The organism is Acidovorax sp. GW821-FHT09B03 (assembly GCF_059418305.1).
Genome location: NZ_JBWKPP010000006.1, coordinates 41,577 through 53,722 on the forward strand (window position 1 = coordinate 41,577; position 12,146 = coordinate 53,722).

Genomic DNA, 12,146 nt, shown 5'->3' on the forward strand with positions numbered 1-12,146 from the left:
CCCCGGCGCTCAAGCCCTCGCGCCGGCCAGGGCCGTCCACTTGCGTTCGCTGCGCGCAGACTCGATCACCCGCTCGATGAAGCGCACACCGCGGGCACCGTCTTCCACCCGCGGGTAGTCGGCCGCCAGCGGGTCGGCCGGCTGCCCGGCCGCATGGGCGCGGATGTCGGCGGCCACGCCCAGGTAGACGTTGGCAAAGGCCTCGATGAAGGCCTCGGGGTGGCCCGAGGGGATGCGGCCCGCGCGCAGCGCCGAGGGGCTGAGCCAGGGGGCGCCACGCGTGAGGATGCGGCGCGGCCCATCCACCGGCGAGTGCACCAGATGGTTGGGGTCCTCCTGGCGCCAGGTGATGGTGCCCAGGGTGCCCGAGACCTGCAGGCGCAGGTCGTTCTCCAGCCCTGCAGCCACCTGCGATGCCACGATCACGCCGCGCGCGCCATTGGCATAGCGCAGCAGCATCTGCGTGTCGTCGTCGAGCCGGCGGCCGGCGCCGAAGGCGGTGAGGTCGGCGCACAGCCATTCGGGCTCCATGCCGGTCACGGTGGCAGCCAGGTTCTCGGCGTGCGAGCCAATGTCGCCCATGGTGCCTGCGGCACCGCTGCGCGCGGGGTCCAGGCGCCAGTCGGCCTGCTTGTTGGCACCGCCCTCTTCCACCGCCGTGGCCAGCCAGCCCTGGTTGTACTCGACCGTGACCTTGCGCAGCGTGCCCAGGGCGCCACTTTGCACCAGGTGGCGCGCCTCGCGCACCAGGGGGTAGCCGGTGTAGTTGTAGGTCACGCCAAACACGGTGCCGGCCTGGCGCACGGCGGCCACCAGTTCGTCGGCCTGGGCGCTGGTGTGCACCAGCGGCTTGTCGCACACCACGTGGAAGCCCGCCTGCACGAAGGCCAGGGCCACCGGGTGGTGCACATGGTTGGGGGTGACGATGCTCACCAGGTCGATGCGCTCGCCCGGCGGGCGGCGCAGTTCGTCGGCCAGCAGGTCCTGCCAGCTGCCGTGGTTGCGGTCGTCGGCCAGGCCCAGGGCGGCGCCCGAGGCGCGGGCCCGCTCGGGCGACGACGAGAGAGCGCCGGCCACCAGCTCGAACTGCCCGTCCAGCGCCATGGCCTTGCGGTGCACCGCACCGATGAAGGCACCGTTGCCGCCGCCCACCATGGCGTAGCGCAGCTTGCGTTCAGAGGACATGGAATCCCTTGTTGGTTATTTCGGTTGCTCGTCGCGGGCGAACACTGCGTCGAAGGCGCCTGCGGCGGGCTTGAAGTCGAGCCGCTTGCAGAAGGCGGCGCTCTCGGTGGCACCGTGCACGCGGTCCATGCGGCTGTCCTCCCACTCCACCGACAGGGGGCCCTGGTAGCCGATGTCGTTAAGGGCGACGATGATGGATTCAAAATCGATCATGCCGCGGCCCACGCTGCGGAAGTCCCAGTGGCGGCGTGCGTCGCCAAAGCTGGTGTGCCCGCCGAACACGCCCACCGTGCCATCGCCCTTGCCCCACCACACGTCCTTCATGTGGGCGTTGTAAATGCGGTCGGCAAACTGGCGGATGAACTTCACGTAGTCCACGCCCTGGTAGGCCAGGTGGCTCGGGTCGTAGTTGAAGCCGAAGCGCCGGTGGCCCTTCACGGCGGCAATGGCACGCTCGGCCGAGGCGATGTCGAAGGCGATCTCGGTGGGATGCACCTCGAGCGCGAAGTTGATGTCATGCTCCTCGAACACGTCGAGGATCGGGCCGAAGCGCTGGGCAAAATCGGCAAAGCCCTTGTCCCAGTAGGCCTGGCTGGTGGGCGGGAAGGCATAGATGGCATGCCATACCGATGAGCCGGTGAAGCCCGTGACGGTCTTCACGCCGAACTTCGCCGCCGCACGCGCCGTGTCGGCCAGCTCGCTGGCCGCGCGCTGGCGCACGCCCTCGGGGTCGCCATCGCCCCACACATGGGGCGGCAGGATGGACTGGTGGCGCTCGTCGATGCGGTCGCACACGGCCTGGCCCACCAGGTGGTTGCCGATGGCAAAGCACGAGAGGCCATGCTGGGCCAGCAAGGCATGCTTGTCCTTCACGTACTGTGGGGAGGCCAGGGCCTCCTGCACATTGAAATGGTCGCCCCAGCAGGCCAGCTCCAGGCCGTCGTAGCCCATGCTGCGTGCCAGCGGCGCCAGCTCGGCCAGCGGCAGGTCGGCCCACTGGCCGGTGAAGAGGGTGACGGGTCTTGGCATGGTGGGGCTCCAGGAAATGGGGGCAGCGCGTGGAGGCTCAGGCTGCCCATCGCAACAATCGACCTTGGTGCAGCGGCCGGCCATGGCACGGCCGCTGCGATGGGGGTCCGAGGCCCCCATCAGGCGTCCCGATCAGAAGGGAGAGTCGGGGAAGTAGAAGCTCTTGGCATTCTCTTTGGTGATCAGCACCGAAGGAATGATGGTCGTGGGCGGCAGTTTGTCGCCCTTGATGCGCGCCTCGGCGGTGAGCTTGATCGAGTCGTAGATGAACTTGGGGCTGTACGACACGTTGGCCTGGATCAGCGGGTTGCTGCCGTCGGCCAGCGTCTTGATCATGCCCTTGGCACCGGCGCCGCCGAACACCAGCTTGATGTCCTTGCGCTTGGCCTGCTCGATGGCCTTGAGCACGCCCACGGCCATGTCGTCGTCGGCCGCCCACACGGCGTCGATCTGCGGGAAGCGGGTCAGGTAGTCCTGCATGACCTTGAAGGCGTCGTCGCGGTTCCAGTTGGCGTACTTGGCGTCCAGCAGCTTGATGTCGGGGTGGTTCTTGAGCACCGCGTTGAACGCGTCCATGCGCTCGTTGTCCAGCGTGGTGGCAATGCCGCGCATGGCCACCACATTGCCCTTGCCGTTCAGGGCCTTGGCGATGTACTCGGCCGGGATCTTGCCGAAGGCGGTGTTGTCGCCGGCCACATAGGCGTCCTGCGCGCTGGTGTCGGTCAGGCCGCGGTCCACCACCGTCACGTAGACGCCCTTGGCCTTGACCTGGGCCACGGGCTTGGTCAGCGCGGCCGATTCGAAGGGGAAGATCACCAGGGCGTTGATCTTGTTGACCGTGACCAGGTCCTGCAGCTGGTTGGCCTGCTCGGGGGCACCGCCGGCCGTCTTGACGATGACCTGCAGGCCGGGGTGGGCCTTCTCCAGGTCCTTCTTGGCCTGGTTGGCCCAGTACACGATGCCGCCCGTGAAGCCGTGCGTGGCCGACGGAATGGCCACGCCCACCACGACCTTGTTGGCCTGCGCCATGGCAGGGCCGGCCAGGGCGAGCGCGGCGGCGGCGCCCACGGCCGAGAGGGCCAGGCGGCGGGTGAAAGAAAGTTGGCTGTTCATGATGCGTTGTCTCCTGTTGCTGTTGCTTTGATGAAAAAGGCCATGGAAGCTGGCCGGCTGGGGAACACGAAAGTCAAACGACCTACCGAGAAAACCAATCCAGAAAATCCATCACCGTTTGCCCCTTTGCATGAAGGCCACTGCGATGATCACGAAGCCCTGCACCGCCGCGTTCAGGTACACGCTGATGATGCTGGTGAGGTTCAAAATGTTGCTGATGACCGACAGCAGGATGGCGCCTACCACCGTGCCGGTGATGCTGCCCGCCCCGCCCTTGAGGACCGTGCCGCCCACGATCACCGCGGCAATGGCTTCCAGCTCCCACAGCAGGCCCGTGGTGGGCGATGCCGAGCCCAGGCGCGGCACGTAGAGCAGCGTGGCGATGCCCACGCACACGCCGAGCAGCATGTAGGTCAGGATCTTGATCTTGTGCACGTCCACCGCGGCGTACTGCGCCACCTGCTCGTTGGAGCCGATGGCCTGCACGTAGCGCCCATAGGCCGTGCGGTTGAGAATGACACCGCCCACCAGCGCCACCAGCAGGAAGATCCACACGGGGATGGGCACGCCCAGCAGGTAGGCGTAGTACACGGGGCTGTAGAGGTCCGACAGATCGTTCTCCAGCGTGATGGCGCCGCCGTTGGAGAAGTACGTGAGGTAGGCGCGGAAGATGCCCAGCGTGCCCAGCGTCACGATGAAGGGCTCGATGCGCCCCTTGGTGATCAAGAGGCCATGCACCAGCCCGAACACCGCACCCAGCACCACGGCCAGCGCCATGCCCACCACCACGGCGGCCATGGGCGAGCCCAGCACGGGCGCCATGGCGTTCATGAACAGGATGACCGAGCCCGCGATCAGCGCCGCCATGGAGCCCACCGACAGGTCGATGCCGCCCGAGATGATGACGAAGCACATGCCCACCGCGATGATGCCGATGAAGGCCGTGCGCGTGAGCACGTTCATCACGTTGTCGTAGGTGGCGAAGTTGCTGTTGAGCAGCGTGCCGGCAATGCACAGCAGCACCAGGCCGATGACCGGGCCCAGTCCGTGCAGCTTGCCCCACCAGGCGGTTGCGGCACCGTGGCGGCTGCCAGCCACCTGGGGGGTGGGGGCGTTTTCAGCGGGTACCTGTGGCATGGACGATCAACTCCTCTTCGGTCAAATGGGGTTCCTGGAGCGTGGTCTGCAAGCGGCCGGCGCGCATCACTGCCACGCGGTGGCACAGGCCGATCAGCTCCATCAGTTCGGACGAAATCACGATCACCGCCAGGCCCTGCGCCGCCAGGCGCTGCACCAGGTGGTAGATCTCGCGCTTGGCGCCCACGTCCACGCCACGCGTGGGCTCGTCGAGCACGACCACGCTGGGGCCGGGGTGCAGCACCTTGGCCAGCGCGAGTTTTTGCTGGTTGCCGCCCGACAGCGACGAGGCGCGCACGTCGAGCGAGCCGGTGCGGATGCCGAACTCCTGCACCGCATCGCGCAGCGCGGCCTGTTCGGCCGCCGGGTCGAGCCAGGGGCTGGCATAGCGCTCCAGCGCCATCAGCGTGAGGTTGGGCCGCAGGCTGAAGTGCACGTGCAGGCCCTTGCCCTTGCGGTCTTCGCTCAGGTAGGTCAGGCCATGGCGCGCGGCATCGCGCGGGCTCTTGAGCTGCACGGTCTTGCCCGCCAGCTCCACCGTGCCGGCCGAGCGCGGGCGCAGGCCCAGCAGGCCTTCGAACAGTTCGGTGCGCCCGGCGCCCACCAGGCCGGCAAAACCCAGGATCTCGCCGCGGCGCACCTCGAAATCGATGTCCTGCGCCCAGCCGGGCACGGTGAGGCCGCGCACCTTGATCGCGGGTGCGCCAGCCGGGGCAGGCAGCTTGGCGGGGAACAGGTCGGCCAGTTCGCGGCCCACCATCAGGTTGGCCATCTGCCGCCGCGTGACGCTGGCCGTGGGCTCGCGCGCCACGAGCAGCCCGTCGCGCATCACCACCACCTCGTCGGTGGTGCGCTCCACCTCGTCGAGCTTGTGCGATATGTAGATGATGGTCACGCCCGCGGCCTTGAGCCCGGCCATCAGCGCGAACAGGCGCTCCGTCTCGCCGGGGGTCAGCGTGGCGGTGGGCTCGTCCATGATGAGCAGGCGCGCATTGCGGGCCAGCGCGCGGGCGATCTCCACCAGCTGCTTTTCGGCCACGATGAGCTTCTTCACGCGTGTGTCGGGGTCCAGCGGCAGGCCGACCTGGGCCAGCGCCGCACGCGTCTTCTCGCGCATGGCCTTGTCATCCAGGAACAAGCCCTTCTTGATTTCATGCCCCAGGAAGACGTTCTGCGCGATCGTCAGGTCGTCCGCCAGGTTGAACTCCTGGTGGATCAGCACGATGCCCTGGGCCTCGGCCGCGCGCGAGCCGCCGCCGGGGGCGCGCACGGCGCCGTCCACCACCACCTCGCCGGTGGTCGGGCTTTCGTAGCCGGCCAGGATCTTCATCAGCGTGGACTTGCCCGCGCCGTTCTCGCCCAGCAGGCCGTACACGCGGCCCGGCTGCAGCGCGAAGCCCACGCCGTGCAGCACGCGCACGGGGCCGAACTCCTTGGTGACGTTGCGGAACTCGACGGCGACGCTCATCGTGCAGTCCCTCCTGAACGCGATGACTGGGCCATGCTCTCCTGCATGGCCAGCACCCCCGCGCCCACCACGCCGGCATCGTCGGCCAGGGGGGCGTACTGGATCTCCAGGTGGCGCGTGGACAGGGCCAGCGAGCGGTGGTAGACGCTCTGGCGCACCGAGGCCAGGAACAGCGGCCCCATGTCCGCCACCCGCCCGGCAATGAACACGTGCGACGGGTTGAAGAAGTTGACGATGGAGGCCAGCATCTGCCCCACCAGGCTGCCCGCGCGCTGGATGATGGCGTTGGCCGCCACGTCGCCCGCGCGGCTGGCCTGGGCCACGTCTTCGGTGGTCAGGGTGCCGGTGGCCTGCAGGCGCTCGGCCAGCAAGGCACTTTCGCCCGCCTGTGCCGCCGCCAGCGCCATGCGCGCCATGGCAGGCGCGGCGGCCATGGCCTCCACGCAGCCCTGGTTGCCGCAGTGGCAGCGCGGGCCGGCCTGGTCCACGCAGATGTGGCCCACGTCGCCGGCCGAGCCGTTGGCGCCCCGGTACACCTGGCCATGGCAGACGATGCCGCAGCCGATGCCCGTGCCCACCTTGATGACCAAAAAGTTGGGCAGGTTGCGCTGCAGCCGCCACAGCTCGCCCAGGGCCATCAGGTTCACGTCGTTGTCGACGAACACCGGCGCCGCAAAGGCCTCGCGCAGGTAGTCGCGAATGGAAAAGCCGTCCCAGTCGGGCATCAGCGGCGGGTTGACCAGCTGGCCGCTTTCAAAGTCCACCGGCCCCGGCACACCCATGCCGATGGCGATGACCTGCGAGGCCGGCAGGCCGCAGCGCGCCATCAGCTCGCGCATCAGGCCGCGCAGCCGCGCCAGGATCACGCCCGGGCCCTGGCGCACGTCGATGGGTTCGCGGTGCCGCGCCAGCACCGTCATGTCGGGCCGCATGATGGCCACCTGCATGCTGGTGGCGCCCAGGTCGGCGCCGATCACCACGCCCAGGGTCTCGCTCAGGCGCAGGGTTTCGGCACGGCGCCCGCCGGAGGACTCCTGCAGGCCCACTTCGTCGAGCAGGCCTTCGTCCAGCAAGGCCGCGACCATGGCGTTGGCCTTGCTCTTGGAATAGGCCAGCCGCTGCGCCAGCGCATGCCGCGACGCGCCCGCCGACCAGAAAATGGTCTGCAGAACGTCCAGGTCTTCAGTGCCGCAGTTGTGCCAGCGTGCCAAGGCTTGTCTCCTGTTCTTGTCATGGGATCCCAGGGGCCGTAGTGGGCCTTGCCTGGGTCACCAGCGCCTCAAATGGACGCGTTGGGCAAATACTATGCGGCCCACTTAGGCCACACAAGACTTAACTTAGACCTAATTTAGCCCAAAGTTCTTCATGGCTTTGTCACGGTGCCCGGCTCCACTGGGCAGCAGGCTGGAGTGCGCCCACTTCACGCTGCTTGCCAGCTGCCCAAAAACCACCACCAACAGAGGGATCCATGACCTTGCGAATGATTGCCGCGGCCTGCGCCGCGCTGGCTGTTACCGCGGTTGCCTGCAGCAGCGGCGGCAGCGAGCCACCGTTCACCGTCAAGCTGATCGGCTTCAACGACTACCACGGCAACCTGGAATCCCCGGGCACCTTCGGCGCCAGTGCCGCCGTTCCGGCGGCCGAGCGCCCACCGGTGGGCGGCGCCGAGTTCATGGCGGCCCATGTCGCCAAGCTCAAGGCCCAGAACCCGAACAACGTGGTAGTGGGTGCGGGCGACTCGATCGGCGCCTCGCCGCTGATCTCCGCGCTGTTCCAGGACGAGCCTTCCGTGGAAACGCTCAACCGCATCGGGCTGGAGTTCAACTCGGTGGGCAACCACGAGTTCGACAAGGGCTCGGCCGAGCTGCTGCGCCTGCAGAACGGCGGCTGCAAGGCCGGCGAGCCCAACAGCTGCAAGGGCGCGGTGGCAGGCACGCCGGTGCCCTTCGAGGGCGCCAAATTCAAGTGGCTGTCGGCCAACGTCATCGCCACCGCCACCGGCAAGCCCCTGCTGCCGGCCTATGGCGTCAAGGAGTTCAAGGGCGTCAAGGTGGCCTTCATCGGCATGACCTTCAAGGCCACGCCCACCGTCGTCACGCCCACGGGCGTGGCCGGCCTGGAGTTCCGCGACGAAATCCAGACGGTGAACAACCTGATCCCCGAGCTCAAGGGCCAGGGCATCGAAGCCATCGTCGTGCTGGTGCACGAGGGCGGCTTTCAGTCTGGCACGGTGTCGGACATCAACGGCTGCGAGGGCGCGCTCGCCGGCTCGGGCATCGCCACCCTGGTCAAGGGCCTGGACAACGCGGTGGACGCCGTGATCAGCGGCCACACCCACGCCGCCTACAACTGCAAGCTGCCCAACGCCACGGGCCGCACCATCCCGGTGACCAGCTCCAGCTCGTTCGGCCGCGTGCTGACCGATATGGACCTGACCATCGACCCGTCCACGCGCGACATCACGGCCATCGCCACCACCAACCGCCTGGTGGTGCGCAACGACCCCACCGTGCCGGCCGACGCAGCCGTCGCCAGGATCATCGCCGGCTACAACAGCCTGGTCTCGCCGATTGCCAACACGGTGATCGGTGCCATCGCCGCCGAGCTGCCCAACAGCCGCACCGATGGCGCCTGCAACATGCCGGCCGGCGACCTGGTCGCCGACGCCATGCTGGCGGCCACGCAGGGCCCCACGTTCGGCTCAGCGGTCATCGCCCTGATGAACGGCGGCGGCGTGCGCAACCCCGGCTTCACCTTTGCAAGCAGCGCGGTGGGCGAAGGGGCCGGCAACGTCACCTACGGCGAAGCCTTCACCACGCAGCCGTTCGGCAACAGCCTGGTGACCATGTCGCTCACGGCGCAGGACCTGAAGGACGTGCTGGAAGAGCAGTTCGCGGGGTGCAAGGGCCAGTCGAGCACGGCCACGCGCGTGATGCTGCCGTCCAACGGCTTCAAGTACACCTGGGACGGCGCCAAGGCCTGCGGCGCGCGCGTGAGCAATGTCACGCTGCGCAACGGGGCCTCGACGGAGACCATCGTCGACGCCTCGGGCACGGTCGCCAGCCCGGCCAAGACCTACCGCGTCACGATGAACAACTTCATGGCCGACGGCGGCGACGGTTATTCCACCTTCCTCAAGGGCACCAACCGCCTGGGCGGCGCGCAGGACATCGATGCGCTCGTGGCCTACCTGGCCGGCTTCAAGGCGCCCAAGGCACCGTACACGCTGGGCAACAACCCCAACGATGCGGGCAGCGTGCGCATCAACCGCACCGGCACTGGCAGCAACGCCGCATGTCCGACCGGCGCCGTGACGTCCTGATCGGCCTGCTGGGGCTGGCAGCGGGCCCGCTGGCGGCCTCGCCAGCGTCCGAGGAAAAGCTCAAGGCGATCATGCAGGCGGCAGCCGCCCGCCCGCCCGACGCCGAGCGCCTGCGCGAACGCGTAGCCCTGCTGCGCGAAGCCGAGGCCGCGCTGGCGGCAGGCGATGCAGAGAAAGCCGAGCAGGGCTTCGACCGTGCCGCGCTGATCCTGCACTCTGCCGACACTGAGATGGGCCTGGTGCGCAGCTACATGCAGTCGGGCCAGTACCGGCGCGCGCTGGCGTTTGGCGCGCACACGGCGGGTGCGCACCTCGACGCGGTGGGCGGTGCGGCGCTGTACGCATGGCTGCTGCACGCAGGCGGGCAGGATGTGATCGCCCGCAAGCTGCTTGCCGATGCCCAGGCGCGCGCGCCGTCGCAGCCGCTGGTGGCCAGCGTGGGCCGTGAACTGGCGTCGGGTGCGCCGCACGCGAGTGGTGACATGCTGCTGCCGCCCGCGCGGCTGGCGCCCTATGGCGATTCGACCGGGTTGCCACGCGGCGCGCACCTGGTCGCAGCCGGCACGCTGGTGGATGAAGGCCGCACGGCACTGGTGCCTGCGCGGGCCGTCGCCGGTGGCCGGCGGCTGTGGGTGCGCAACGGGCTGGGACATCTGGCCCCGGCCTCACCCATACAGGGGCGCGGCGCGGGCGGCATCGCCCTGTTGCGCCTGGGCAGCCCGCTGCCCGCGCCGTCCCTGGGCATGGTTCCCGCCGATGTCTTCCCCGGTGCCGTGGCGTTCGCCGTGGGGTATGCGCAGGCCGATGGCGCGGGGGCTGCATGGCCCCTGCTGCGCACGGGCTTCGTCGGCGCCGCCAGGGATGCGCAGGGGGACCGCGACCTCGATGCATCCATGCACCAGGGCATGGCGCCCGGCGGGCCCGTCTTCGACCAGGCTGGCCGCTTCGCAGGCGTCGCGCTGTCCGATGGTGCTGGCGTCAGGCTGGTGGCCGCGACCCGTTTGCGCGAAGCATTCGCAGGGCGCGTGGCACTGCCTGTGTCCAGGGACGGCGGCCGCCTGGGGCCCGACGCGGTCTACGAAGCAGCGCTGCGCAGCACCCTGCAGGTGATCGCCGCCCGCTGAGGCGGGCAAGCTGCAAGGCCTGCGCTTTTGCAGGCCCGTCTGCTGGCTGCGTGGTGGAACCCGGGTCGGCGCAGCCGCTACCATCTCGCAGCACACCCGAGCGACGCCACACTGCCCTATGATCACCCTTCAGAAATCCATTGCCCACGGCCTCTTGACCCTCGCCTGCCACGGCGATCTGGACCACCAGGGCCAATGGCTTCTGGACCTGATTGCCAGCCGGGACCACGCAGGGCCAGGTCTGGCAAGCGGCACGACGGTGCAGGTGGGCTGGTCGGTCCTGACCCTGGCGGCCACGGCCAACGGGGTATTGGAAGTCCGCGAGCCGGCCTTCGACACCGACCCGCTGACACTCACCCGGGCAGAGGTCTCCGCCACCTTGCGCATCCTGGCGGCCCAGACCGACCTGCTGCGCCGCGTGGGGAGCGAAGGCCTGGCGGCGCGCTTCGAAGACAAGGTGGTCGTACAAAAGGGCTGCCTGGCCGAACCCGGCATCTACGCCCAGCGGTCCGAACCCACACCGGGAGATTCCGGGTGGTATGTCGGGCTGGCCGATGGGCCCGCGGCGGCGGGCGCCGAGGACCTGGAAGCGATCCGGCTTCATCAACTGCTGGTGTTGCGCCCCCACCTGCTGGCAGCGATGGCGCTGCCCGTGGACTGGATCTGCGTGTGGCGGGGCGATGAACTGAGGGGGATTGCCGACGACCGCAACCAGGAGCGCTGGGCAACGGCCTGAAGCAATCTAGATGCTGCTGGAGTCCGTGGCGACCCAGTGAAAACTGCCCGACTCGCGCCGCCACCGGAATTGGACCTCCAGGCCCAGATAGTCGCGATCATCTGCATTGAGCGCGTTCTGACGCTCAAGGCAGCGCACGAAATAGCTGAAGCACACCTCCCTTTGTCTGCCGACCTTCGCAAACCAGGGCTCGTCCTGAATCCAATAGCGCTCGGCAGACAGGTAGCACTCGCCGGTCAGCCTTTCCAGATCGGGAAATGCATTGCCAGCCGGCAACCCGCTGGCGTACTGCACCACCCAGCGCCACACCTCGGCCTCGATCACGGCGCGCAAATCCTGGAGGGCATCGTGATCTACATCCTCGAAGCGGTCGCACCGCTCCATGTCCACAGGTCCCGCCCATGGGGGGCGGGGAACAACGACAACGCGGGGCAGCGGCTGAGCGCGCAGCTCAGGCGGCTGCATGCAGGACATAGCAGACCCAAGGTTCCTGGCCCTTGGCCTTGAACACAGCAACGCCTTGCAGATGGTGCAGGGCCAGGGCGCACAACTCGTCCATGTCGCCAGGGCTGGCGCGCAGCTGCGGGGTTTCGAACACCTGATAGCCGGTCTCCAGCGCCAGTTCCCTGACCCGGCCGGCCCTACTCCTGGACAGTGCAGGGAAGGCGTCGTTGGCCCACACCCAGGCGAGACTTTCCGACGCGGGGAGGTAGGTGACGATGGGGGTCGCCTGGTACGCGCAGGTCGCCTGGCCACCATCGCCGGTGAGTGTCAGCGTCGCCGTTTCCTCGTCGATGTTCCATGCAGAAAAGCCGGCAATGGCCTGGCTGAAGGCCTCCTGCCTGGCCCGGTACCCGTCCATGGCAATGCGCAGCAAGTCTGCAAACCTGGCGTCTGTGGTGTCCTGATGGTGGCGATGGAGATGCATGGATGTCGGGCGATAGTATCCGGGTATGGTGGTGCTGCAGGCTGGACAGTACCCACCGGCCATCCAACCCAGGCACTATTCCACGATCAGTACATTCCGCAAAT

Annotated in this window: 11 protein-coding genes; 3 read left to right on the forward strand and 8 right to left on the reverse strand. The window is 68.3% G+C overall.

Annotated elements, in window-relative coordinates; translation table 11 throughout:
* Positions 1-9: 9 nt before the first annotated feature.
* The 6 genes from AC07PA_RS12980 to AC07PA_RS13005 all read right to left on the reverse strand — a co-directional run bounded on the left by AC07PA_RS12980 (position 10) and on the right by AC07PA_RS13005 (position 7,143).
* Positions 10-1,185 carry a Gfo/Idh/MocA family protein gene (locus tag AC07PA_RS12980; protein ID WP_494609498.1) on the reverse strand — a complete coding sequence of 392 codons (1,176 nt, stop codon included), beginning with the start codon at positions 1,183-1,185 and terminating at the stop codon, positions 10-12.
* A gap of 15 nt (positions 1,186-1,200) precedes the next feature.
* Positions 1,201-2,214, reverse strand: a complete 1,014-nt coding sequence (locus tag AC07PA_RS12985; protein WP_494609497.1) for a sugar phosphate isomerase/epimerase family protein — start codon at positions 2,212-2,214, stop codon at positions 1,201-1,203.
* 132 nt (positions 2,215-2,346) lie between these two features.
* On the reverse strand, positions 2,347-3,327 hold the full coding sequence (locus AC07PA_RS12990; RefSeq protein WP_494609496.1) for a substrate-binding domain-containing protein: 981 nt from the start codon (positions 3,325-3,327) through the stop codon (positions 2,347-2,349).
* A 111-nt stretch (positions 3,328-3,438) separates the two neighbouring features.
* Positions 3,439-4,464 carry an ABC transporter permease gene (locus AC07PA_RS12995; protein ID WP_494609495.1) on the reverse strand — a complete coding sequence of 342 codons (1,026 nt, stop codon included), beginning with the start codon at positions 4,462-4,464 and terminating at the stop codon, positions 3,439-3,441.
* Positions 4,445-5,932, reverse strand: a complete 1,488-nt coding sequence (locus AC07PA_RS13000; protein WP_494609493.1) for a sugar ABC transporter ATP-binding protein — start codon at positions 5,930-5,932, stop codon at positions 4,445-4,447. The genes AC07PA_RS12995 and AC07PA_RS13000 overlap by 20 nt, the downstream gene beginning before the upstream one ends.
* Complete coding sequence (locus AC07PA_RS13005; RefSeq protein ID WP_007849284.1) at positions 5,929-7,143, reverse strand: ROK family protein; 1,215 nt, start codon at positions 7,141-7,143, stop codon at positions 5,929-5,931. The genes AC07PA_RS13000 and AC07PA_RS13005 overlap by 4 nt, the downstream gene beginning before the upstream one ends.
* Before the next feature lie 257 nt (positions 7,144-7,400).
* Here AC07PA_RS13005 and AC07PA_RS13010 point away from each other — a divergent pair, with 257 nt between their 5' ends.
* From AC07PA_RS13010 to AC07PA_RS13020, 3 genes are all read left to right on the forward strand, one after another.
* Positions 7,401-9,254: a bifunctional metallophosphatase/5'-nucleotidase gene (locus tag AC07PA_RS13010; protein WP_494609492.1), complete on the forward strand. Its 1,854-nt coding sequence runs from the start codon at positions 7,401-7,403 to the stop codon at positions 9,252-9,254.
* The gene (locus AC07PA_RS13015; RefSeq protein WP_494609491.1) at positions 9,227-10,378 is read left to right on the forward strand and encodes a S1 family serine peptidase; all 1,152 of its coding nucleotides are present in this window, start codon (positions 9,227-9,229) and stop codon (positions 10,376-10,378) included. Before AC07PA_RS13010 ends, AC07PA_RS13015 begins: the two co-directional genes overlap by 28 nt.
* Positions 10,379-10,496: 118 nt before the next feature.
* Positions 10,497-11,114, forward strand: a complete 618-nt coding sequence (locus tag AC07PA_RS13020) for an immunity protein Imm33 domain-containing protein (protein WP_494609490.1) — start codon at positions 10,497-10,499, stop codon at positions 11,112-11,114.
* 6 nt (positions 11,115-11,120) lie between these two features.
* On the opposite strand, the gene AC07PA_RS13025 is transcribed toward AC07PA_RS13020, so the two are convergent.
* Both AC07PA_RS13025 and AC07PA_RS13030 read right to left on the reverse strand, forming a co-directional pair.
* On the reverse strand, positions 11,121-11,498 hold the full coding sequence (locus AC07PA_RS13025; RefSeq protein WP_494609489.1) for a hypothetical protein: 378 nt from the start codon (positions 11,496-11,498) through the stop codon (positions 11,121-11,123).
* Positions 11,499-11,565: 67 nt separating this feature from the next.
* The gene (locus AC07PA_RS13030; protein ID WP_494609488.1) at positions 11,566-12,042 is read right to left on the reverse strand and encodes a DUF6882 domain-containing protein; all 477 of its coding nucleotides are present in this window, start codon (positions 12,040-12,042) and stop codon (positions 11,566-11,568) included.
* Positions 12,043-12,146: the final 104 nt, after the last annotated feature.